The following is a 21,713-nucleotide window of genomic DNA, read 5'->3' on the forward strand; positions in this document are numbered from 1 at the left end:
CCTTCACGAGCACGGCGGGGAGGGGCCCCAGGGCCCCGGCTCCCCGCCGGGCCGGGCGCCGAGTGCGCCTATCGCTGCGGACCGCCGCGCCACGGGGGCGGCGTGGCCGCCTTGCGGGTGGCGTCCCCACGGTGCGCGACACGGTCCGTGGTGCCGCGCAGCCGGTCCTGCAGCCGGTCGGCGAGCTCCCGGGCGCTCGCCTCGCGGGCGTGGACGACCACGAGGTGGTTCCCCACCCGGACCTCCGCGCCGGCGGACCAGGGCAGCTCCACGTGGTGGGCCGCGGCCCTGACGACGCGCACCTCGCCGCTCGCGGGCGGCAGGCCGGGACGGTCCAGGGCGGCGCCGACCTTCTCACGGATGTAGGCGAGGGACTCCTCGTCCACGTCGCCCTCGGCGCGCACCCGGACGGTGGTGGCGAGGCCACGGGTACCGATGTCCTTGGCAGTCATGTGCTCCACTCCTCGTGATCGTTCCGGCACGTCCCCAGACTGCCGCGCGGCCCGCCCCGGCCCCAGGGGCGGTCGGCCCCTGGGCCGGGGCCGAGAGTCCTGCTCACCTGCTGTCGCTCACCTCGGTGTCCTCCAGTGCGGCCCGCCCCGCCTCCAGCCGTGCCACGGGGACCCGGAAGGGGGAGCAGGAGACGTAGTCGAGGCCGGCGGTGTGGAAGAAGTGCACCGATTCGGGATCCCCGCCGTGTTCGCCGCAGACGCCGATCTTGAGCTCCGGCCGGGTGGCGCGGCCCTCCGCGACGGCCATCCGGACGAGCCGGCCCACGCCGTCCCGGTCGAGCGTCTCGAACGGGGAGGCGGGGAAGACGCCCTTGTCGAGGTAGGCGGAGAAGAACTCCGCCTCGACGTCGTCGCGGGAGAAGCCCCAGGTGGTCTGGGTCAGGTCGTTGGTGCCGAAGGAGAAGAACTCGGCCTCCTCGGCGATCCGGCCCGCCGTCAGCGCCGCCCTGGGCAGCTCGATCATGGTGCCGACGGGGCACGCGACCGGTACGCCCGACGTCTCGGAGACCTCGGCCAGCACGCGCCGCACCTCGTCCCGGACGATCCGCAGTTCGCGGACGTCCCCGACGAGCGGGACCATGATCTCCGCCCGCGGAGCGCCACCGGCCAGAAGGCGCTGCGCGACGGCCTCGCCGATCGCCCGCACCTGCATGGCGACCAGGCCGGGGACCACCAGGCCGAGGCGTACGCCCCGCAGCCCGAGCATCGGGTTCTCCTCGTGCATGCGGTTCACCGCGGTCAGCAGTTCGACGTCGTGTGCGTCCGGCAGGTCGCCGCGCGCCTCGGCCGCGGCGATCCGCACCGCGAGGTCGGTGCGGTCGGGCAGGAACTCGTGCAGCGGCGGGTCCAGCAGGCGGATGGTGACCGGCAGGCCGTCCATCGCCTCCAGGATGCCCGTGAAGTCCTCCCGCTGGAGCGGCAGGAGGGCTGCCAGCGCCCGGTCGCGCTGCGGATCCGTACCGGCCAGGATCATCTCCTCGACCAGCTTGCGGCGCTCGCCGAGGAACATGTGCTCGGTGCGGCACAGGCCGATGCCCTGCGCGCCGAACCGGCGCGCGCGGGCGGCGTCCCCGGGGGTGTCGGCATTGGCCCGCACCTCCAGCCGCCGCACGGTGTCGGCCCTGGTCAGCGCACGGGCCACCGCGTCGACCACACCGGCCGCCCCCTCGCCGGCGCCGCCGTTCTCCAGGAACCGCATGACCGCCGAGTCGACGAGGGGCACCGTTCCCGGATACACGGCGCCCGCGGTGCCGTCCACGGACAGGACCGTGCCCTCCTCGACGACGGTGCCGTCCGCCGCGGTGAAGCGCCGCGCCCCGGTGTCCACGGAGAGCTCCTCGGCGCCGCAGACGCAGACCTTGCCCATGCCGCGCGCCACCACGGCGGCGTGGCTCGTCTTGCCGCCGCGGCTGGTGAGCACCGCCTGCGCGGCGATCATGCCGGGCAGGTCGTCGGGAGTGGTCTCCTGCCGGACGAGGACCACCTGTTCGCCGGCCGCGGCACGCCGTACCGCCTCCGCCGAGGAGAAGACGGCCGCTCCGACCGCGGCACCCGGAGACGCCGGGAGGCCGCGGGCGAGCGGATCGCCGTGCCGCGAGGCGTCGAAGCGCGGGAACATCAGCCGGGCCAGACCCTCCCCGCTCACCCGGGCGAGGCCCTCGTCCGCCGTGATGAGCCCTTCGTCGGCGAGTGCGGCGGCGAGGGCGAAGGCCGCCTCGGCGGTGCGCTTGCCGACGCGGGTCTGGAGCATCCACAGGGTGCCGCGCTCGATCGTGAACTCGATGTCGCACAGGTCCCGGTAGTGCCGCTCCAGCGTCTCCATGTGCGCCCGCAGCCGGGCGTACGACTCGGGGTCCAGGTGTTCCAGCTCGGTCAGGGGCACGGTGTTGCGGATGCCGGCGACGACGTCCTCGCCCTGGGCGTTGGGCAGGTAGTCGCCGTACAGGCCGGGGCGCCCGGTGGCCGGGTCGCGGGTGAAGGCGACGCCGCTGCCGGAGTCGGGTCCGAGGTTGCCGAACACCATGCGCTGCACGCTGACCGCGGTGCCCAGGTCGTCGGGGATGTGCTCGCGCCGCCGGTACAGACGCGCCCGCTCCCCGTTCCAGGACGCGAAGACGGCCAGGATCGCCCGGCGCAGCTGCTCGGCCGGGGACTGCGGGAAGTCCTCGCCCGTCTCCCGGCGGATCACGGACTTGTACGTCTCCACCAGCCCGGCCAGGTCGGCGGCGTCCAGGTGCACGTCGTCCGGGGCGCCCCGCAGCTCCTTGAGCCCGGCCATCTCCCGCTCGAACAGGCCGGCGTCGACCCCCATGACCGTACTGCCGAACATCTGCACGAGACGGCGGTAGGAGTCCCACGCGAAGCGTTCACTGCCGGAGGCCTCGGCCAGTCCGAGGACGGAATCGTCGTTGAGCCCGATGTCGAGGACCGTCTCCATCATGCCGGGCATGGAGAAGCGGGCCCCCGAGCGGACGGACAGCAGCAGCGGGTCGTCCCGCTGCCCGAGCCGCCGGCCCGCGGCCTCCTCGACGGCCGTCAGGTGGTCGGAGACCTCCCGCGACATGCCCTCGGGCTCTCCGCCGGTGGTGAGGAAGGCGCGGCAGGCCTCGGTGGTGATGACGAAACCGGGCGGGACCGGCAGCCCGAGCCGGGTCATCTCGGCCAGGTTCGAGCCCTTGCCGCCGAGCAGGCCGGCCATCTCGCGGCCGCCCTCGGCGAAGTCGTACACGTAACGGACCATGACACCGTGCTCCTCCACTAGGGGCCTGGTACCTCCAGCGTCGAACACCGGCGTCCTTCCCGCGAGGTGCCGGCGGTCCCGGCCGGGGGGCCGGCCGACCCGGCGTCGCCCTCCGCCCCGCAGGGCCGGAAGGACCCGGAAGAGGGCTGCACGGCCCCTGGGGATCCGCCTTCGCGCGGAGGAGGCCCGAAGACGTCCGCAAGCCGGTCGACCAGGGAGGGGACGCGTCATGCCGCACGACGTCGTGGCGGGAGTCGACGGATCGTCCGCGAGCCTCGCGGCCGCGCACCGGGCGGCCCGGGAGGCCCGGGAGGCCCGGCGGCGGGGGACCGGGTGGGCCGGCGGCCGTCCGCCCCGGACCGCCGCAGCGGCGGCCGCTCCCGGCGCCGACGAGCGCCGGGCCCGCCGCGGTCCTTGCCCGGTCCCCGCCCCGGGCCGGCTCCCGCGCCCAGGTGCGTGCCCCGAGGGCCGAAGGTCCCGGTGGTCCGGGGCCGGAGGGGACTCGGACCGTGCCCTGTCCGGCACTGCCCGCCCCCGGCCCGGACGACGAGCATCGTCGATGAGAAGACCGTTGATTCGACGAGAGGACCTGTGATGACCGCGACGGTGACAGCCGGCCCCCGGACCGCCGACGCCTGGCGGCAGTTCGCCGGAAGCGGATGGCGCGAGCGCATCGACGTGCGCGATTTCATCCAGGCCAACTACACGCCCTACGAGGGCGACGCGGCCTTCCTGGCCGGCCCCACCGACCGCACGCGCGCGGTCTGGGAGAAGGTCGGCGCGCTGTTCCCCGAGGAGCGGCGCCGGGGCATCCTCGACGTGGACACCGCCACCCCTTCCACGATCACCTCGCACGCCCCCGGCTTCATCGACCGCGATCGCGAGCTGATCGTCGGCCTGCAGACGGACGCCCCGCTGAAGCGGGCGATCATGCCGGGCGGCGGCCTGCGCATGGTGGAGAACGGTCTGCGGGCGTACGGCTACGAGGCCGACCCCTTCGTGTCGAAGGTCTTCGGGACCTACCGCAAGACCCACAACGACGGCGTCTTCGACGCCTACACCCCGGAGATGCGGGCCGCCCGCAAGGTGGGCATCATCACCGGGCTGCCGGACGCCTACGGCCGCGGCCGCATCATCGGCGACTACCGGCGCGTCGCGCTCTACGGCACCGACCGGCTCGTCGAGGCCAAGCGCGCCGAGCGCGCCCTGCTGGACGCCCGGCCGTCCACCGCGGACGTCGTCCGCGACCGCGAGGAACTGGCCGAACAGATCCGCGCGCTGGGCGAGCTGACCCGCATGGCCGCGGCCTACGGCTGCGACGTCACCCGGCCCGCGGCCACCGCGCACGAGGCGGTCCAGTGGCTCTACCTCGGCTTCCTCGCCGCGGTGAAGGAGCAGAACGGCGCGGCGATGTCGCTGGGCCGTACCTCCACCTTCCTGGACGTCTACCTCCAGCGGGACCTGGACGAAGGGCTCCTCGACGAGAGCCGCGCCCAGGAGCTGATCGACGACTTCGTCATCAAGCTCCGCATCGTGCGGTTCCTGCGCACCCCCGAGTACGACGCGCTGTTCTCCGGCGACCCGACGTGGGTGACGGAGTCCATCGGCGGCATCGGCGCCGACGGCCGGACGCTGGTCACCCGCACCTCCTTCCGCTTCCTGCAGACCCTGTACAACCTCGGGCCGGCCCCCGAGCCCAACCTGACCGTGCTGTGGTCGCCCCGGCTCCCGGACGGCTTCAAGGAGTTCTGCGCGCAGGTGTCCATCGACACCAGCGCCGTCCAGTACGAGTCGGACGACCTGATGCGCCCGCGCACCGGCGACGACACCGCGATCGCCTGCTGCGTCTCCGCGATGGCGGTCGGGAAGCAGATGCAGTTCTTCGGCGCCCGCGTCAACCTCGCCAAGGCACTGCTGTACGCCGTCAACGGCGGCCGCGACGAGATGACCGGCGACCAGATCACCCCCGAGATGCCGCCGCTGACCGGCGAGTACCTCGACTACGACGAACTGTCGGCCGCGTACGACCGGGTCCTGGACTGGCTCGCCCGGACGTACGTGGACGCGCTCAACGTCATCCACTACATGCACGACAAGTACGCCTACGAGCGCATCGAGATGGCCCTGCACGACCACCCCGTGCACCGCTTCATGGCGTGCGGCATCGCCGGCCTCTCGGTCGCCGTGGACAGTCTGTCCGCCGTCAGGCACGCCCGGGTCAAGGTGTTCCGCGACGCGACCGGACTGGCCGTGGACTTCAAGACCGAGGGCGAGTTCCCGGCCTACGGCAACAACGACGACCGCGCCGACGCGCTCGCCGTCGGCCTGGTGGAGTCCTTCATGGCGAAGGTGCGCGAGCACCCCACCTACCGCGACGCCGAGCACACCCAGTCGGTGCTGACCATCACCTCCAACGTCGTGTACGGCAAGCACACCGGCAACACCCCCGACGGCCGCCGTTCCGGACAGCCCTTCGCCCCGGGCGCCAACCCGATGAACGGCCGCGACCGGCACGGTGTGGCCGCCTCGGCCCTGTCGGTGGCCAAGCTGCCGTACGAGGCGGCCCGCGACGGCATCTCGCTGACCACCACGATCACCCCGGAGGGACTCGGGCACGTCCCCGGGGAACGCGCCGGTCACCTGGTCGGCATCCTCGACGCCTACATCGCCTCCGGCGGCTTCCACATGAACGTCAACGTCCTGGACCGGGCGACCCTGGAGGACGCCATGGAGCACCCGGAGAAGTACCCGGAGCTGACGGTCCGGGTCTCCGGATACGCCGTCAACTTCGTCCGCCTGACGCGCGAACAGCAGCTCGACGTGATCAGCCGCACCTTCCACGGATCGCTGTGAACACCACGGGCACCACGGCCGAGCCGGTGACGGGCCGGATCCACTCCTGGGACCTGTCCACGGGAGTGGACGGTCCCGGGACCCGGTTCGTGCTGTTCCTCAGCGGCTGCCCCCTGCGCTGCCTGTACTGCGCCAACCCGGACACCTGGCACATGCGGGACGGCAGACCGGCCACCGTCGACGAGGTGATGGCCGAGATCGGGAAGTACCGGGCCTTCGTCACCACCGCCGGCGGGGGAGTGACCCTCACCGGCGGCGAGGCCCTCCTGCAGCCGGCGTTCACGGCCGCGGTCCTCCGCCGCTGCAAGGAACTCGGTCTGCACACCGCCCTCGACACCTCCGGCTTCCTCGGCGCCCGCGCGAGCGACGCCCTGCTCGCCGACACCGACCTGGTCCTGCTGGACGTCAAGTCCTTCGACGTACGCACCTACCGGAAGCTGACCGGCGGCGACCTCGCTCCCACCCTCAACTTCGCCACCCGCCTCGACCGGCTGGGCAGGCGCGTGTGGATCAGGTACGTGCTGGTGCCCGGCTGGACCGACGACCCGGAGGCGGTCGACGGACTCGCCGCCTTCCTCGCGGGCCTCGGCAGCGTCGAGCGGGTCGACGTCCTGCCGTTCCACAAGCTCGGCGCCCACAAGTACGACGCGTTGGGCGTCCCCTTCCCCCTGCGGAACACGCCGGTCCCCGACGCGGCGCTGGTGGACCGGGTCCGCGGGCAGTTCCGGGAGCGGGGTCTGATGGCCCACTGAGGCGGTCGTCCCCGCCCGCCCGCACCGGGACGGGGGCCGCCGTCGGCGAGGACCCGGCCGCCGGACCGGAGCGGCGTTCCCTCCCGGCCTCGGCCGGTGATCCCGTACCGTCCGCCCGGCCGAGCCGCTACCGTGACAGGCGAGCGGCAGTTCGCCGACGGCTCGACGGGGTGTGGAGGACCAGCGTTGGGAAGCGCCGAGGGTGCCGGGGAGGCCCGGGTACGGCTGCCTCAGTTGCGGTTGGACGAGCTGCTGGAGGAACTGCAGGCCCGGCTGGACGCGGCCCGCGGAACCCGCGACCGGGTGCACAGCCTGCTGGAGGCGGTGCTGTCGGTCGGCCGTGAGCTGGACCTCGAGCAGGCGCTCCACAGCATCGTGGAGGCGGCGGCGGCACTGGTCGACGCGGAGTACGCGGCCCTCGGCGTGATCGGTCCGGACGGCAAGCGCCTGTCCGCCTTCCACACGGTGGGTGTCGACGACGAGCAGATCGCCCGGATCGGCCCCTACCCGGAGGGGCACGGCATCCTCGGCGAGCTGATCCGCCGTCCGGAGCCGCTGCGGCTGACGAAGCTCTCCGAGCACCCCGCCTCGTACGGCTTCCCGGCCCACCATCCGCCGATGAACAGCTTCCTCGGTGTCCCCATCCGGGTGCGGGACCACGTCTTCGGCAATCTGTACCTGACCGAGAAGCGCGGCGGCCAGCAGTTCGACGAGGACGACGAGTCGGTGCTGGCGACCCTGGCCGTGGCGGCCGGCGTGGCGATCGACAACGCCCGCCTGTACGAGGAGTCCCGGCTGCGCGAACGCTGGCTCCAGGTGAACGCCGAGATCACGCACACCCTCATGTCCGGCGCGGACCAGGGCGGGGTACTGCCGCTGATCGCCGAACGGGCCAGGGAGATCACCGCCTCCGCCCTGGGCGTGGTGGCCATGCCGGTGAGCGGGACGGACACCCTCGCCGTGGAACTGGCGATAGGCCAGGAGGCCGACGTGTGGCGCGGGATCGTCCTGCCCGCGGAGGGAACTCTCATCGGGCAGGCGTTCGTCCGGCGGGTGTCCGTCAGCAGCCCGGACGTCTCGCGCGACTCCCGGATCACGGCCGGTCCTGCGCGCTTCGACGGGCTCGGACCGGCCGTCGCCGTACCGATCGGCTCGGGCGACGGTGTCCGCGGTGTGGTCCTGCTGGCCCGGCGGTCGGGCGGCCGTGAGTTCTCCGAGAAGGAGACCGAACCGCTCCAGGTCTTCGCCGCCCAGGCCGCCGTCGCCATGGAGCTGGCGGAGCGCCGCGCGGACGCCGAGCAGATCGCCCTGCTGGAGGACCGCGACCGGATCGCCCGCGACCTGCACGACCTGGCGATCCAGCGGCTCTTCGCCACCGGCATGACGTTGCAGAGCGCCGACCGGTTCATCCAGCACGAAGGGGCCTCGGACCGGGTCCAGCGGGCCGTGAACGACCTCGACGAGACCATCAAGATCATCAGGTCGACGATCTTCGGCCTGCGCTCCCGCGAGGACGACGCGGCTCCCGGCCTGCGCTCCCGCGCGGTGCGCGCGGTCGGCGAGGCCGCTCCGCTGCTGGGTTTCGCCCCCAGTGTCCGCATGGAGGGCCTGCTCGACACGCACGTGCCCGCGGAGACCGCCGACCACGTCCTGGCGGTCCTCTCCGAGTCCCTGACCAACATCGCCCGGCACGCCCGCGCGGACCGCGCCGACGTGGTGCTGGAGACCGACGGCAGGGACGTGCGGCTGTCGGTCACCGACAACGGCGTCGGCATACCGTCCGGCGGCCGGCGCAGCGGTCTGGGCAACATGGCGGAGCGGGCGCGCAAACTCGGCGGGGACATGGAGCTGAGCAGTCCGGAGGGCGGCGGCGCGCGGATCGTGTGGCACGCACCGGTGGGACCGGCCCCGGACGCGGTGTGAGGGACGCCGGGGCGGTCAGGCGTCCTGCGCCGTGACGTCCCGGGCCGTGCGGCGCGGCGAGGCGGGCCCCTCGGGACCGTAGCCCAGCCGCAGCACCATCTGGACGCGGCCCGACGGTCCGTGGTCCGCCGGGTTCTCCAGGCGCCTCCGCAGGTCGGGCCATTCCAGCGCCTGGTGGAGCAGGGACGCCCGCAGTCCGTGGGCGGTCGCCACCAGCAGGACCCGTTCCAGTGCCTGGCCGGCGCGCAGCCAGTCCGCGCGCCGGTCGTGCGCCGTGTGGAGCAGGGCGAGCGCCGGGTGCCTCTCGTAGGCGCGGGCGGGCAGGACGGCGGGGTGCCGGTGGGCGCCGAAGTCCCTCATGGGGATCCGGTCCAGCGCGTCCTGAGGCCCCACGGCCTCCGCGGGCACCCCCAGTGACGAGCGCGCCGGACTCCCCGCCCAGCGGCGGCTCTCGGCGGCCCGGTCGGCGTCCGTCCTGTTGCGTTCCTCGGCCTCCCGGGTCACGCGCAGCAGCCGCTCGGTCCACAGCGGTCCGGGAAAGGACAGCGCAGCCCCTTCGGCGCGGGCCGCTTCGGCCAGCTCGGTGCGCACACGCGCGGGCAGCGGCCGGTCGGAGAAGGGGAAGCGGCTGCTGTGCCGGCGCCACAGGGCCTCGTACAGATCGGGCACCGTGGTCCTCCGGGCCGCCTCGGCGAGCCGGACCGTGGCGAGGAGACCGGGACGGGCGGGGCAGGGGAGCAGCCGTGTCACCGGCTCCAGGCCGAAGTGGGCCGCGGCGGTCCTCAGATTGAGGACCGCGCAGCCCACGGACAGGTGCACGGCGCGTCCGGCCGGGTCGGTGTGACGCAGCCCCCGGTCGACGGCGGCCAGGATCCGCACGGTGCGGGCCTCCGGATCCAGCCGGAACCGCCAGGGCTGGGTGTTGTGCAGGGACGGAGCGGCCACGGCCGCGTCGACCAGATGCTCCAGGTCCACGGCGTCGAGTGTCGCGGTGCTCATGGGAACCGCCTTCCCGCCCCACGCCGCGCGACGGGTGGGGCTGGTGGATGACCCCCTCAGCCTCCTCTCCCGGCCACCGGGCGGGGGAGGGGCCGCACGGCCCCTCCGCGCTCCGGACGGCCCCCGCCCCGGCCCGCCGCCGAACGTCCCCGCACGGAGAGGGCCGGCGGGCACCGGGGCCGCGGCCCGCCGGCATCCGGCCCGGGCCGGCCCCTCCACCGGGGCGAGTGGCCTCGGGAACCGGCCGGACCGTCCCCCGAAGGACCACCGCCACGGCCGTGCGCGAGCACCCCCGCCACACCGCGGGCCTCCCCCCGCCGTCCTCCCGCGGGAACCGGACCGCCGGCGCACCCGGGTCCGCCGGACGGACGGCAGCGCCGGACACCGGCGGTACCCGATGGGGCCGGTCGGTCCCGGCCGGGGACCAGCGGCCCCTGCCCCGGGAACGTACCGGCCGGGACGCTGGAACCAGACCACCCGATGCAGGAGGAGGCCACCATGGCCCGCACGATCACCGTAGGACTCGACGGCTCCGCCGAGAGCCGGGCCGCCGCCGAGTGGGCGGCCCGTGAGGCGAGGCTGCGCGGCCTGCCGGTCACGCTGGTCCACGTGTGGCAGCCGGTGCCGGAGCCGATGGCCCAGGACCCGCTGCCGGGCGCGCCGACGCACCGGCACCGGGCCGAGCGGATCCCCCGCGAGACCGCGGAGGGCCTGCGCCTGCGCCACCCCCGGATCGAGGTGGGCACCGAGCACCGCTCCGGCACGCCCTCCGACGTCCTCGTGGAAGCGGCCCGCGACGCGGAACTGCTGGTCCTCGGGTCCCGCGCGCTGAGCGGGCTGGGTGGTTTCCTGGTCGGTTCCGTCGGCCAGTCCGTGGTCGCGCGGACCGAGGTGCCCGTGGTCCTGGTCCGGGCCGGGGAACGGGCCGCCGACGAACACGTCATGGACCCGACCGGCGTCCCGTCCGCCGCGACCGCGTTCCGGCCCGTCGTCCTCGGCCTCGGCAGCCCCGACGACACCGTCATCGCCTTCGCCTTCGAGGAGGCACAGCGCCGCGGGAGCGCCCTGTACGCGGTCCAGGGCTGGAACCTGCCGGCGTACTACGCGTACAGCCTGGCCGCCGGCGTCGACACCACCGACGCGCTCGCCCGGCAGTACGCCGCCGGGCTCACCGAAGCCCTGCGCCCCTGGCGGCAGAAGTACCCGGACGTCGAGGTCGTCGAGACCTCCCGCCTCGGCAGCCCCGCCGGCCTCCTGATCGACGCCTCCCGCGACGCCTCCCTCGTCGTCGTGGGCCGGCGCGTGCGCCGCACCCCCTTCGGCACCCACATCGGTGCCGTCACCCACGCGGTGCTGCACCACTCCACCGCACCCGTGGCCGTCGTCGCGCACGACTGACGCGCCCCACCACGGAAGAGAAGCGAGGACATCATGAAGGCAGCGGTCGTACGGGAATTCGGCAAGCCCCTGGTCATCGAGGAGCGCCCCGATCCCGAGCCCGGCCCCGGTCAGGTCCGCGTCCGCGTGGAGGCGTCGGGGCTGTGCCACACCGACATCCACGCCGCGCACGGCGACTGGCCCGTCAGGCCCACCCCGCCGTTCGTGCCCGGCCACGAAGGCGTCGGCCTCGTCGAGAAGCTCGGCGAAGGCGTCACCCACCTCGCCGTCGGCCAACGGGTCGCCGTGCCGTGGCTCGGCAGCGCGTGCGGGCGGTGCGAGCACTGCCTGTCCGGCTGGGAGACGCTGTGCGAGAGCCAGGTCAACACCGGCTACGGCTGTGACGGCGGCCACGCCGAGAAGATGCTGGCCCGGGCCGACTTCGCCCAGCCCGTGCCCGAGGGCGTCAGCGCCGTCGACGCCGCCCCGCTGACCTGCGCGGGCGTCACCACGTACAAGGCCCTGAAGGTCGCCGGCGTCCGGCCCGCCCAGCTCGTCGCCGTCTCCGGCGTGGGCGGACTCGGCCACCTGGCGGTGCAGTACGCGAAGATCGCCGGCGCCACCGTCGCCGCCGTCGACGTCACCGACGACAAGCTCGAACTCGCCCGGGAACTCGGCGCGGACATCCTCATCGACGCCCGCACCCAGGACGTCGGCGCGGAGCTCAAGCGGCACGGAGGCGCCCACGCCGCCCTCGCCCTCGCCGTGAACCCCGCCGCCTTCGAAGCCGTCAACTCCGGCCTGCGACGCGGCGGAAAGCTCGTCATGGTCGCCCTGCCCGCCCACGGGACCATCCAGGTCCCCATCTTCGACACCGTGCTGGGCGGCACCTCGGTGATCGGCTCCATCGTCGGCACCCGGCAGGACCTCGCCGAGGTCTTCCAGCTCCACGCGGCCGGCCGGACCAGGGTCATCCAGGAGACCCGCCCGCTCACCGCCGTCAACGAGTCCATCGACGAGGTCCTGCGCGGTCAGGTCAAGGCCCGCATCGTCTTCGACCTCGGCGCGGAAGGCTGAGCACGATGCGCCCGCCCCCGGTCGTCGGAGTCGACGGGCCCGGCCCGCGGGCCGTCGACCCGGCGGGCCGGGAGCGGGCGCTCCACCGGCTGTCCCGGACGGGCGGCGCCCCGCCGCAGCCCGCCGGAACCGGCTTCCACCCGGTTCTCGCCGCGCCCGGCGGCTTCACCGCGCCCGGCGGCGTCACCGCGCCCGGCGGCGTCACCGCGCCCGGCGGCGTCACCGCGCCCGGCGCGCGGACGCGCCGGCCGCCGCGCCGGCCCGAGGACCCCTGTCCGCGGCGACCGCGCCGAGGAGGAACGGACATGAGGAACACGAAGGTCGGCTCCGTCATGACCACCGAGGTCGTGAGGGCCGAGTACGGCACCCCGTTCAAGGAGGTCGCCCGGCTGCTCGCCGACCACCGGATCGGCGGACTGCCCGTCGTCGACGAGGACGAGCACGTCATCGGCGTCGTCTCCGAGACGGACCTGATGGCCCACCAGGCCGGGACGCCGCTCCCGTACGATTCGCCGCCGCGGTTCCGGCTCGCGGCGCTGATGCCGGGCGCCCGCCGGCGGGCGGCCAGGGCCGGGGCCCGTACGGCCGGCGGCCTGATGACCGCTGAGCCGGTCACCGCGCACGCCGAGGACACCGTCGTGGAGGCGGCCCGTGTCATGGTCCGGCGCGGTGTGCAGCGGCTGCCGGTGCTGGACGAGGAGGACCGCCTGGTCGGCGTCGTCACCCGGCGCGACCTGCTGCGGGTCTTCCTGCGCACGGACGCCGACATCCGTGAGGAGGTGATCCACGAGGTGCTGGAGCGCGGGCTGTGGCTGGTTCCCGGCAGCGTCGACGTCACCGTGGTCGAAGGTGTCGTCACGTTGCGGGGCCGGACGGAACGGAGGAGCGAGGCCGAGACGGCCGTCTCCATGACCCGGAGGATCGACGGGGTCGTGGACGTCGTGGACGGGCTCACCCATCAGTTCGACGACTCGCGGTTCCAGCCCGACGCACGGATGCCGCACGGTGTCGCGGACGGCCGGCTGCGCCGGCTGTGACGGGAGGCGGACCACCACGCGGAAGAAGGCGCCGGCCGCGCACGGAACGACCGGCGGATCGCCGGAAGCGGACCGCCGGGACCAAGGCGGGCGCCCCGCGCACGGAGGGGCCGGCGGCCGAGGCCCTGCCCGGCCGGCCCATGACCGGTCCGGTCCTCCTGCGACGCGGTGCCGGCCGGCGGCCCGCGGTACGCGGTACGCCGGCTCGGTTCCGCCGCCGCACCCCGTCACTCGTGCGGGACCACCGCGACCGGCGCCGTGGCGTGGTGCAGCACCGCGTGCGCGACGGGCCCGATGCGGACACCGAGCGAGGTGTGCCGGGTGCGCCGCCCGATGACGATCAAGGACGCGTCGGCCGCCGCGTCCACCAGGTGGGCGCCGGGGTTCCCGACCGCGCTCTGTTCGACGACCCGCACGCCGGGGAACTTCTCCCGCCAGGGAGCCAGGACCCCCTCGACGGCACCCGCCTCCCGACGGGCCGTTTCGTCGTCGGGAGCGGTGTCCCCGGTGAGGCCGTAGGCGAGGTAGGACGGCATGCTCCAGCCGTGCACGACCCGGAGCCCGGCCGCGCGCCGTGCCGCGGCCTCGAACGCGAAGGCGATGACCGCTTCGGCGGGGCGCTCCGGGTCCAGGCCCAGGACGACGTCCCGGTAGGGCGTGCCGGCCGACGGACGGCCGTCCGCGTCCGGCCGGTGCCCGTCCTCGACGCGCGCGCCGGAGCGCACGAGAACGACGGGCCGGTCGGTTTCGGCGGTGAGCGCGAGTCCCACCGAACCGACCAGGAACCCCGCGACGCCGCTCAGCCCCCTGGACCCGATGACCAGCGGATCGGCCTCGGCGGACGCCGCGAGCAGCGCCGTCACGGGGGGCCGTCGCACCTGTTCCGAGGTGATCTCCAGACCGGGGTGACGGTCGTGCAGTCGCTCGGTCGCCTCGCGCAGGACACGCCCGCCCCACTGCCGCTGCGCCGTGTCGGAGGGCACCGCCCGGATGTACGGCTGCCAGTCCCAGGCGTGCACCAGGTGCAGGGGAAGGCCGCGGAGTTCCGCTTCGGCGGCGGCCCACTCCGCCGCGGCCAGACTCTCGGATGAGCCGTCCAGTCCGACGGTCACGGTACGGGGCATGGCGAGGACCTCCTGAGGGCTGTGGTGGCCTGTGGCGACCTGTCCCCACGGTGCCACCGGGCCACACGCGGGGGCAGGGCCGAGTGGCCCGGGGCCGTGCCGGCACACGGCCCCGACGGCAGGGCGGACCGGACCGGAGAAGAGAGGGTCCGGCGCCGGCGTGACGACACGCGGTGCGCGGGCGACGGGTTCGAGGCCGAACGTCCGCTTCTCCCGGTCCGGTCCGGGGTCACCGAAGCGAGGGAGCCGCTCGGGCGGACACGCCCCGGACGAGCGCGGACAAGGAAAAATGTCCTCTTTGTGATTAATCTGCCCGGAATGAACGGTGACCTGGTGATCACGACCCTGACGGAGCGGCCGGAGCTGCGCGCATCGCTGTGGAGCATGCCGCACACCTGGCCGGCGTTCATGCGGCACGAACTCGTCGGGGGCGAGAACCCCGAGTGGATCGCCGCCGAGTTCCCGCAGCACGTCCTGGTCGCCATCGGACCCGAAGGCGACCTGGTGGCCAGGGCGTTGAGCGTCCCGTTCGTCCTCGGCGCCGAGGGACGGCGGGAACTGCCCGCCACCGGATGGGACCAGACGCTGCGGTGGGCGCTGACGGACCTGCGGCACGGCCGTACGCCGGACACGGTGAGCGCGATCGAGATGACCGTCGCGACGGGGGCCCAGCGCAGGGGGATCGCCGGTCGCATGGTGTCCGCCATGCGGGACAACGCCCGCGCGGGCGGATTCAAGGAACTCGTCGCGCCCTCGCGGCCGACCGCCAAGCACCTGGAACCGGACACGCCGATGGCCGCGTACGCCGTCCGCGACCGCCGGGAGGACGGGCTGCCGCACGATCCCTGGCTGCGGGTGCACGTCCGGGCAGGCGGCGTCGTCGAGTCGGTCGCCCCCGCGTCCAGGACGGTCGTCGGCTCGCTCGGCCAGTGGCGTCGCTGGACCGGGCTGCCGTTCGACTCCGAGGGGCCGGTCACGGTTCCCGGTGCGCTGGTGCCGGTGCACTGCTCCCTCCGGCACGAGCACGCCGTGTACTGCGAGCCCAACGTATGGGTCCGGTACCGGCTCTGAGCGCGCGTACGGACAGGTCCAGCCGGGCGGACGGAGCGGCCCGGGCCGAGGTAACCCGGTCGGTGCCGTCCCGTGGCGGTACCGGCGGGGCGGTACCAGCATGGACCGCACACGACCGGCGGACGGCCGCCGATCGCACCGGTCACGTGGTTCGAGAGGAGGCTGCCATGCGCGGCACGCTGCGGGCCCTGGCCCTCCTGCTGGCCCTCACCCCCCTCCCGGCACTCACCGTGGCCTGTGCCGACCGCAGCGCGGAAACACAGGCCGAGCAGGTGAGGATCGGGGTTCTGGAACCGGTCTCGGGCCCGGATGCCTCGGCAGGCAGGGACGCGCGCAACGGCGCACAACTCGCCGCGGACATCGTCAACGGGGAATTCCCCGGACTGGCCGTCCCGTTGGCCGGCGAGTCCGGCCTGCCGGACCTGGGAGGGGCCAGGCTCGAGCTCGTCCACGCCGACACCGAGGGCGACCCGCGGACCGGGGCGAGCCAGGCGCAGCGGCTGGTGGCCGACCGGGGGGCGGTCGCCCTGACGGGCGCCTACCACTCGTCCGTCACCAGGACCGCCAGTGAACGCGCCGAGCGGCTCGGGATTCCCTTCGTCAACGGCGACTCCTCCTCGCCCGAACTGACCCGACGCGGCCTGCGGTACTTCTTCCGCACCGGCCCCAGTGACCTGACCTACGGCCGGGCCTTCTTCTCCCTGATCGAGGACCGCAGGGCCGCCGGCGCACCGATCTCGACCGTCGGGATCCTGCACGTCGACAACCAGTACGGCAACGACGGCGCCGCGATCACCCGGCAGCTCGCCCGGCAACACGGTCTGACCGTGGCCGCCGACGTCGGGTACGACGCCGACTCCTTCGACCTGGTGCCGTCTGTGCGGCAGATCCGCGCCGGGAAACCGGACGCGCTCTTCGTCCTGTCCTACACCAGGGACGCGTTGCTGCTCCAGAAGGCGTTCACCCGGCTCGGCTACCTGCCGCCGGCGGTGCTCGGTTACGGCGGCGGCTTCTCCGACCCCGAGTTCGTGGCCGGCCCGTCCCGGGCGGCCGACGCCCGGGGCTTCCTCCGCCGCACCGCGTGGTCGGCCGACTCGGCCGAACGCGACCCGACGGCCAGGAAGGTCGCCCGGAGGTTCGCGGCGGAGTTCGGCGCGCCCATGACCGAGAACTCCGCGCGCGCCTTCACCGCCGTGATGACCCTGGCCGTGGCGATCAACGGGGCGCGCTCCACCGATCCGGAGCGGATCCGCTCGGCGCTGCGCACCGTCAGCCTGCCGGGCCGGGACCTGATCATGGACTTCTGGGACTACGTCCGGTTCGACGCCAGTGGGCAGAACACCGGTGCCCGCGGGGTCGTCGAGCAGTTCCTCGACGGCCGTTGGCGCGTCGTCCACCCGAACGGTCTCCGGAGCCGGCAGGTCGTCTGGCCGATCTCCGCGGCGCGTGACCGTGCGCCGGCGGCGTCCACCGCGGGCAAATGACCGCGGTCCCCGGCTCGCTGGTCGGCCGGCGACCGGGTCTAGCGGCCGACCAGGCCGCGGGCCCGCCACTTGGCGAAGATCTTCTCCACCTCCGCCTCCGCCTGGGCCGCCGACTCCGCGGGCGACTGCCTGCCCTGGGCGGCGCGGGCCATCATGTGCGGCAGGACGAAGCCGGTGACCACCTCGCCGACGGCCGGGCTGGGCGGCCCCGGATAGCCGATGTCCGCGGTCCACGTTCCCGAGCCCCGCAGCAGTTCGAGCTTGCCGGACGGGCGTGACCCGAACGGGTCGGCGGACAGCCAGGAGTCGAGTTGCGGCACCCGGGTGGGGAAGGCGGGAAGGTTGTACAGCTCCGACTGGTACGTACTGGCAGCGTCGTTGGCCGACAGGTTGAGGAGGAACTCCTCGGCGGCGTCCACGTTCCCGGAGAACCGGGGGACGACGTGGACGAACACGGCGTGCTGGCAGGCGATCCCGAGCCCCGTCGGGCCCCTGAGCGCGGGGGTGAAGAAGACGTCGTCCGCGGTCCCGGGGGCGTCGGACTGGGCGGTGCGGTACGCGGAGACCGCGTTGAGGATGTAGGACAGACGCCCGGCGACGAGCCCCTTGTTGTGGGAGGCGGAGTTCCAGGAGAACACCTCCGGGGTCATCGTCTCCTGGTAGAGCCGGGCCATGTACGTGACGGCGGCGACCGTCTCCGGGGAGTCGAGCACCACCCGCTCGAGCTCGTTCTGCACGGAGGCGCCGTACGACCACAGGAGCGCGAGGGCGGCCATGGTGGAGTCGAGCTCGTCCGACATGCCGAGACCGAGGGGGATGCCGGACCTCTGCCTGACCGCCTTGCCACCCTCGAGCAGTTCTTCCCAGGTCGACGGCCCGTCGCCCATCCCGGCCCGGCGCCACAGGCTCTTGCGGTAGTTGCCCGGATCGGGCGTCCAGGCGTGGCTGCAGCCGTAGTACGTGTCCGTCGACGGGTTGTGGCCGGCCTTCTTGCAGAAGGGCTGCTCGAGGCCGAAGCGCTTGACCGCCTCGTCGTGCAGGTCGGAGAGGTCGACGACGTCCGGCTCCAGCTGGGAGGGAGGGCTGATCCATTCGATGAGGTCGTGGCCGGAGTCCGCCGAGATCTCCGCCGTCGTGCGCGCGACCAGGCTCTCCGGGGCTACGTGGTCGACCCGGACGTCCACGCCCACCCGTCTTCCCCACTCCTCGGCAAAGGTGTCGAACCACCGGTCGTAGCGGGGCACGTAGTGGCTCAGCTGGAGGATCGACAACGTGCCGCCGAGCCGGAGGAACCGGCCGTGCGCGGTGGGACGACGAGCGCGCAGGCCGGGGACCGGCGTGCGCGTGCGGGTGGGACGCCGAGCCGTGCGGCCCGCTCGGGCGCGGACGGCCCGGCCTGCGTCCGTGCCCCCCGCTCCGGGCGCCTACGCGCCGCCGGCGGGGGAGCGCCGGGCGGCACGGCGGCGCAGGCGCAGCGGCAGCACGTACCAGCAGAGGCCGAACCACAGCATGACCCCGCCGACGAGCACTTCGGCGAGGACGCCGGGAACCACGAAACGCAGGATCAGCAGCAGCGTGCAGCCGATGGTCAGCGCGAGCAGGACCATGCCGCACATCATCAGGCGGCCGGCGGCCTCCACCACTTCGTCCTTCATGCGCTGGCCGGACAGGAAGCGGTGGATGGAGACGGGCGCTATGAGCGATCCCGTGGCCGAAGCGCCCAGGACCACGGTGGTCACGTAGATGACGCGGTCCACCGTCCCCAGTTCCCGGAACAACGGGGTGAAGGCCACGCTCAGCAGGAAGCCGAAGAGGATCTGCACGCCGGTCTGGGTGACCCGAGTCTCCTGGAGGATCTCGTTCCAGCGCCGGTTGACCCGCTCACGCGGGGACTCCGGCGCTTCGGCACCGGACCCCGGGCCGTGGCCGTCGCGGTGCGCGCAGCAAGCGCCGGCCTCCTTCGCCGGCTCGGCGGACTGCTCCGTCATCGTCATGGTGCCTCCCCATTTCCCAGGCCGACCGTCTGCCCCGTCTCCGCGGTCTTCATGCAGGTCATGGGCTCGGAGGGCCGAACGCGGAGCGCGCCGCGCACGACGACGGCTTCGCGGCCGGGACGAGGCGCCCTGCCGGCGCGCGGCGGACGGACGTGTCGTGGGCATGAGCACGTACGGCATCCGACACCTGATCGGAGGCCGGCCACCCGGCACGGTGGAGGGCGTCCGCCGGGTGGCTCGGCGCGGCGGATGCGCCTGAAGCCCCGGGCGGGGACGTGATGCAGGAGGGGCCCTGCCGTCCGGCAGGGCCCCTCCTGGTCGGCGCGGGTCTCCTCGGGCCTGCGTGAAGAACCTCAGGGGCAGGCCGTTCGCCATGACGAACGCCGAAGAGACCGGGCCGGCCGTCAGCCCCGGCCGACGAGTTCGTAGCCGGCCTCGTCGACGGCGGCGCGGACGGCCTCCTCGTCGAGCGGGGCGGCGGACGTGACGGTGACCTCGCCGGTCCTGGCCACGGCCGTGACCGCGGTCACGCCGTCCAGAGCGGATATCTCCTGCGAGACCGCCCCCTCGCAGTGGCCGCAGGTCATACCGGACACCTTGTAGACGGTCGTGACGCCGAGGCCCTGGACGTCGGTCGTGGCGCCGGAGCCGCAGGAGCCGCCGGAGGAGCAGCAGGATCCGGAGTTCGTCTGGGTGGTCATGGGTGCTCCCTCGGGTGTGGATGCGTGGGTCTGCCGTCGGCGGGGCGCACCTGCGCGGCCCGCCCTCCGACGATGTCGATACTATACCCCCTGGGGGTATGAGGTCGACCGAGTTGCCGATGCCGAGGCTCCCTACGGCACCCCGTACGGCGCCCGGCATGACAAGCTGTGCCTGCCCACCCCCGAACCCAGGAGGCCGCCATGACCGCAGAGCCCGTACCCACGGAAGGCTCGGAGCCGACCGCCCCCGAGACGTCCCCTCCGGAGCCGGACGGCGACGGCACCCACGACCTCAAGCGCAAGTTCCGTGAGGCCCTGGCGCGCAAGCGCGGTGCGCAGGCGGACGCCGCCGACGGTGCCGCCAACCCGGGTGCGTCGAAGGTGCGCGCGGCGCACGGCCCGGCTGCGGGCCGGCGGTCGTTCAGGCGTAAGAGCGGCGGCTGAGCCGACGGACGAAGCCGCTTGCCCGGGCGCTCACGGCCTGGGATTCGTCCGGTGCCACCGGGGACGGGCGTCGCCGCCGCGGCGTCCTGCGACAGCGGCGCAGCGGGGGCACACGCGCCGGACGCGGTCCGCCGCGCCTCCGGATTCGGGGAAGGTGTCCTGCCAGGTCACATGCGGGAAGCGAACCAGTTCCGAGCGGCTCAGGGACAACCCGCAGACGGTCTGGTTCATACCCGGCTCCCAGGCGTGCACCTCGCCCGAGGGCAGCCGGCGGCGGCCCTCCTCCTGGTCCTTCCACTGCCCGCTGGCGGCTACGGCGTACTGCTTCACACGTGTCATGACGTTCCCTCCTGGCCCTCCGCAGTACCCGAACCGCCGGGCATCACGCCGAGCGCACGCCGTCCGCCGGTGCCGGCCGGGCGCGCCCCGGCGTGCCGTGCGAGGAGGTGTGAGCGGCCCCGGGCGCCGCGGAGGCCCGGACGAGTCCTGCCCGGTCGTCCTCGCCGGCCACGTATCCGTGGGCGGGAGGCGACGTCACCACGTCGACGGCAGCAGCGGAGCGGAATCCGCGGCGGCCGCCTGCCGCACGAGCGCGGCCGCGATCTCGCGGAGTTTGACGTTGGTCCGCTGGGAGATCCCGACCAGGATCTGGAAGGCGTCGTCCGGAGCGCAGCGGCGCTCGGCCTGAACGATGCCGATGGCCTGGTCGATCACCGCGCGCGAGGCGAGTGCCTGGCGCAGCTGGCCGACCTCGTTCTCCAGGCGTTCCAGCCGGTCGCGTTCCTCGTCCGCGTGGGCGAGGTAACGGACGAAGCGGCTCTGTGCCTCGGCGTCGTGGGCAGTGGGTGTCTCCATGCGTTCGTAGACCCGGCGGATCCGCCGCAGCTCCCTGTGGACGTCGGTCACGTCCTCCACGTGGTGCACGACCCCCACCAGGGCGCCCCCGGGATCGAGGATCGGGCTGTTGACCGGGCTCCAGAACTTCTCCGTGAAACCGGTGGGAGAGTTCTTCCACGGTATGTCGTACTTCTGGACGTGCATGGTGTCGGGCGTGCGGTCGTGTGTGACGCGCCGCAGCGACGCACCGAGCTTCGCCACGCCGTCCGCACGGGGATCGTGCGGGTTGTCCGGGAACGCCTCGAACATGTGCATGCCTGTCAGCTCGTCCCGTTCCCGCCGTGTGACGTGCGCGTAGGCGTGATTGACGTTCTGGATCCGCAGGTCGGTGCCCAGGATCACCATGGGGGCGGGCGAGTTGAAGAACGCGGCCTCGAAATCGACGGAGGGGGATGTGGGCGTCGGCATGGCGCCGCTTGTACCCAATGTCGAGATGTCGATACTTGGCGAAGCGTACGAGCATCGTCACAGCGGCCCGCGGCGCACGGCCCGGGGAACGCTCGCTCGGCGGAGACCCGCTGTGCCGCGCCGTTCGGGCGCCGGCGGGCGAGGAGGCCGGCGAGGAGGGAACGCCCGGGTCGGAGGGTGAGGGCCCGATGGCCCCCGCGGGCCGGGCCGTGCACCGCTCGGCTTCGAAGACCCTCCGATGGCCCAGGCGCGGTGGCCGTCGGCGGCGGGCAGGGCTCATGGTCGACAGGGCGACCCCCCACCGAGAACGGAGCGAGTCC

At 73.9% G+C, this 21,713-nt stretch carries 18 protein-coding genes; 9 read left to right on the top strand and 9 right to left on the bottom strand.

The features are described from left to right. Nucleotides 1–68: 68 nt before the first annotated feature. Both ACFY3N_RS18330 and ppdK read right to left on the bottom strand, forming a co-directional pair. The gene (locus ACFY3N_RS18330; protein ID WP_390817707.1) at nucleotides 69–452 is read right to left on the bottom strand and encodes a hypothetical protein; all 384 of its coding nucleotides are present in this window, start codon (nucleotides 450–452) and stop codon (nucleotides 69–71) included. 103 nt (nucleotides 453–555) lie between these two features. Next, on the bottom strand, nucleotides 556–3,252 hold the full coding sequence (ppdK, locus tag ACFY3N_RS18335; RefSeq protein ID WP_390817708.1) for a pyruvate, phosphate dikinase: 2,697 nt from the start codon (nucleotides 3,250–3,252) through the stop codon (nucleotides 556–558). 594 nt (nucleotides 3,253–3,846) lie between these two features. On the opposite strand from ppdK, the gene pflB reads away from it, so the two are divergent. The 3 genes from pflB (at nucleotide 3,847) to ACFY3N_RS18350 (ending at nucleotide 8,780) form a co-directional block, all read left to right on the top strand. Then, complete coding sequence (pflB, locus tag ACFY3N_RS18340; RefSeq protein WP_390817709.1) at nucleotides 3,847–6,105, top strand: formate C-acetyltransferase; 2,259 nt, start codon at nucleotides 3,847–3,849, stop codon at nucleotides 6,103–6,105. After that, a complete protein-coding gene (pflA, locus tag ACFY3N_RS18345; RefSeq protein ID WP_390817710.1) occupies nucleotides 6,102–6,857 on the top strand; it encodes a pyruvate formate-lyase-activating protein in 756 nt (251 codons plus the stop codon). Before pflB ends, pflA begins: the two co-directional genes overlap by 4 nt. Nucleotides 6,858–7,043: 186 nt before the next feature. Next, nucleotides 7,044–8,780: a GAF domain-containing protein gene (locus ACFY3N_RS18350; protein WP_390817711.1), complete on the top strand. Its 1,737-nt coding sequence runs from the start codon at nucleotides 7,044–7,046 to the stop codon at nucleotides 8,778–8,780. A gap of 15 nt (nucleotides 8,781–8,795) precedes the next feature. Here the strand turns inward: ACFY3N_RS18350 and ACFY3N_RS18355 are convergent, their stop codons facing one another. Continuing rightward, nucleotides 8,796–9,779 (bottom strand): Acg family FMN-binding oxidoreductase, encoded by a 984-nt coding sequence (locus tag ACFY3N_RS18355; protein ID WP_390817712.1) that lies wholly within the window; start codon nucleotides 9,777–9,779, stop codon nucleotides 8,796–8,798. Between the two features lie 498 nt (nucleotides 9,780–10,277). Here ACFY3N_RS18355 and ACFY3N_RS18360 point away from each other — a divergent pair, with 498 nt between their 5' ends. The 3 genes from ACFY3N_RS18360 to ACFY3N_RS18370 all read left to right on the top strand — a co-directional run bounded on the left by ACFY3N_RS18360 (nucleotide 10,278) and on the right by ACFY3N_RS18370 (nucleotide 13,270). Beyond that, nucleotides 10,278–11,177 carry a universal stress protein gene (locus ACFY3N_RS18360; protein ID WP_390817714.1) on the top strand — a complete coding sequence of 300 codons (900 nt, stop codon included), beginning with the start codon at nucleotides 10,278–10,280 and terminating at the stop codon, nucleotides 11,175–11,177. A 33-nt stretch (nucleotides 11,178–11,210) separates the two neighbouring features. Next, the gene (locus ACFY3N_RS18365) at nucleotides 11,211–12,233 is read left to right on the top strand and encodes a zinc-dependent alcohol dehydrogenase (RefSeq protein ID WP_390817716.1); all 1,023 of its coding nucleotides are present in this window, start codon (nucleotides 11,211–11,213) and stop codon (nucleotides 12,231–12,233) included. A 305-nt stretch (nucleotides 12,234–12,538) separates the two neighbouring features. Continuing rightward, entirely contained in the window at nucleotides 12,539–13,270 is a 732-nt protein-coding gene (locus tag ACFY3N_RS18370; RefSeq protein ID WP_390817800.1) for a CBS domain-containing protein, read from the top strand. Between the two features lie 227 nt (nucleotides 13,271–13,497). Here ACFY3N_RS18370 and ACFY3N_RS18375 read toward each other — a convergent pair whose 3' ends face one another. Then, nucleotides 13,498–14,394 (bottom strand): universal stress protein, encoded by an 897-nt coding sequence (locus ACFY3N_RS18375; protein ID WP_390817717.1) that lies wholly within the window; start codon nucleotides 14,392–14,394, stop codon nucleotides 13,498–13,500. Nucleotides 14,395–14,712: 318 nt separating this feature from the next. Here ACFY3N_RS18375 and ACFY3N_RS18380 point away from each other — a divergent pair, with 318 nt between their 5' ends. Together ACFY3N_RS18380 and ACFY3N_RS18385 are read left to right on the top strand one after the other, a co-directional pair. Next, on the top strand, nucleotides 14,713–15,465 hold the full coding sequence (locus tag ACFY3N_RS18380; protein WP_390817718.1) for an N-acetyltransferase: 753 nt from the start codon (nucleotides 14,713–14,715) through the stop codon (nucleotides 15,463–15,465). 167 nt (nucleotides 15,466–15,632) lie between these two features. After that, nucleotides 15,633–16,949, top strand: a complete 1,317-nt coding sequence (locus ACFY3N_RS18385) for an ABC transporter substrate-binding protein (RefSeq protein ID WP_390817719.1) — start codon at nucleotides 15,633–15,635, stop codon at nucleotides 16,947–16,949. A 38-nt stretch (nucleotides 16,950–16,987) separates the two neighbouring features. Here ACFY3N_RS18385 and ACFY3N_RS18390 read toward each other — a convergent pair whose 3' ends face one another. The 3 genes from ACFY3N_RS18390 to ACFY3N_RS18400 all read right to left on the bottom strand — a co-directional run bounded on the left by ACFY3N_RS18390 (nucleotide 16,988) and on the right by ACFY3N_RS18400 (nucleotide 19,644). Then, nucleotides 16,988–18,220: an ABC transporter substrate-binding protein gene (locus ACFY3N_RS18390; RefSeq protein ID WP_390817720.1), complete on the bottom strand. Its 1,233-nt coding sequence runs from the start codon at nucleotides 18,218–18,220 to the stop codon at nucleotides 16,988–16,990. Between the two features lie 153 nt (nucleotides 18,221–18,373). Next, nucleotides 18,374–18,943, bottom strand: a complete 570-nt coding sequence (locus ACFY3N_RS18395) for a DUF6328 family protein (RefSeq protein ID WP_390817721.1) — start codon at nucleotides 18,941–18,943, stop codon at nucleotides 18,374–18,376. A 404-nt stretch (nucleotides 18,944–19,347) separates the two neighbouring features. After that, nucleotides 19,348–19,644 carry a heavy-metal-associated domain-containing protein gene (locus ACFY3N_RS18400; RefSeq protein WP_390817722.1) on the bottom strand — a complete coding sequence of 99 codons (297 nt, stop codon included), beginning with the start codon at nucleotides 19,642–19,644 and terminating at the stop codon, nucleotides 19,348–19,350. Nucleotides 19,645–19,845: 201 nt separating this feature from the next. On the opposite strand from ACFY3N_RS18400, the gene ACFY3N_RS18405 reads away from it, so the two are divergent. Beyond that, nucleotides 19,846–20,088, top strand: a complete 243-nt coding sequence (locus ACFY3N_RS18405; RefSeq protein ID WP_390817723.1) for a DUF5302 domain-containing protein — start codon at nucleotides 19,846–19,848, stop codon at nucleotides 20,086–20,088. Nucleotides 20,089–20,118: 30 nt separating this feature from the next. Here ACFY3N_RS18405 and ACFY3N_RS18410 read toward each other — a convergent pair whose 3' ends face one another. Both ACFY3N_RS18410 and ACFY3N_RS18415 read right to left on the bottom strand, forming a co-directional pair. Then, on the bottom strand, nucleotides 20,119–20,427 hold the full coding sequence (locus ACFY3N_RS18410; RefSeq protein ID WP_390817724.1) for a hypothetical protein: 309 nt from the start codon (nucleotides 20,425–20,427) through the stop codon (nucleotides 20,119–20,121). A gap of 195 nt (nucleotides 20,428–20,622) precedes the next feature. Further along, nucleotides 20,623–21,393: an ANTAR domain-containing protein gene (locus tag ACFY3N_RS18415; protein ID WP_390817725.1), complete on the bottom strand. Its 771-nt coding sequence runs from the start codon at nucleotides 21,391–21,393 to the stop codon at nucleotides 20,623–20,625. Nucleotides 21,394–21,713 lie beyond the last annotated feature (320 nt).

The sequence above is a fragment of the Streptomyces sp. NPDC000348 genome (genome assembly GCF_042898795.1).
Lineage (GTDB): Bacteria > Actinomycetota > Actinomycetes > Streptomycetales > Streptomycetaceae > Streptomyces.

What these genes read in the sequence shown, in the direction of transcription:
- ACFY3N_RS18380 (WP_390817718.1), top strand. Translation starts at nt 14,713, where the DNA reads ATGAACGGTGACCTGGTGATCACGACCCTGACGGAGCGGCCGGAGCTG.
- ACFY3N_RS18385 (WP_390817719.1), top strand. Translation starts at nt 15,633, where the DNA reads ATGCGCGGCACGCTGCGGGCCCTGGCCCTCCTGCTGGCCCTCACCCCC.
- ACFY3N_RS18405 (WP_390817723.1), top strand. Translation starts at nt 19,846, where the DNA reads ATGACCGCAGAGCCCGTACCCACGGAAGGCTCGGAGCCGACCGCCCCC.
- ACFY3N_RS18410 (WP_390817724.1), bottom strand. Translation starts at nt 20,427, where the DNA reads ATGACACGTGTGAAGCAGTACGCCGTAGCCGCCAGCGGGCAGTGGAAG.
- ACFY3N_RS18415 (WP_390817725.1), bottom strand. Translation starts at nt 21,393, where the DNA reads ATGCCGACGCCCACATCCCCCTCCGTCGATTTCGAGGCCGCGTTCTTC.
- pflB (WP_390817709.1), top strand. Translation starts at nt 3,847, where the DNA reads ATGACCGCGACGGTGACAGCCGGCCCCCGGACCGCCGACGCCTGGCGG.
- ACFY3N_RS18360 (WP_390817714.1), top strand. Translation starts at nt 10,278, where the DNA reads ATGGCCCGCACGATCACCGTAGGACTCGACGGCTCCGCCGAGAGCCGG.
- ACFY3N_RS18370 (WP_390817800.1), top strand. Translation starts at nt 12,539, where the DNA reads ATGAGGAACACGAAGGTCGGCTCCGTCATGACCACCGAGGTCGTGAGG.
- ppdK (WP_390817708.1), bottom strand. Translation starts at nt 3,252, where the DNA reads ATGGTCCGTTACGTGTACGACTTCGCCGAGGGCGGCCGCGAGATGGCC.
- ACFY3N_RS18395 (WP_390817721.1), bottom strand. Translation starts at nt 18,943, where the DNA reads ATGACGATGACGGAGCAGTCCGCCGAGCCGGCGAAGGAGGCCGGCGCT.
- ACFY3N_RS18365 (WP_390817716.1), top strand. Translation starts at nt 11,211, where the DNA reads ATGAAGGCAGCGGTCGTACGGGAATTCGGCAAGCCCCTGGTCATCGAG.
- ACFY3N_RS18330 (WP_390817707.1), bottom strand. Translation starts at nt 452, where the DNA reads ATGACTGCCAAGGACATCGGTACCCGTGGCCTCGCCACCACCGTCCGG.
- ACFY3N_RS18375 (WP_390817717.1), bottom strand. Translation starts at nt 14,394, where the DNA reads ATGCCCCGTACCGTGACCGTCGGACTGGACGGCTCATCCGAGAGTCTG.
- ACFY3N_RS18400 (WP_390817722.1), bottom strand. Translation starts at nt 19,644, where the DNA reads ATGACCACCCAGACGAACTCCGGATCCTGCTGCTCCTCCGGCGGCTCC.
- ACFY3N_RS18355 (WP_390817712.1), bottom strand. Translation starts at nt 9,779, where the DNA reads ATGAGCACCGCGACACTCGACGCCGTGGACCTGGAGCATCTGGTCGAC.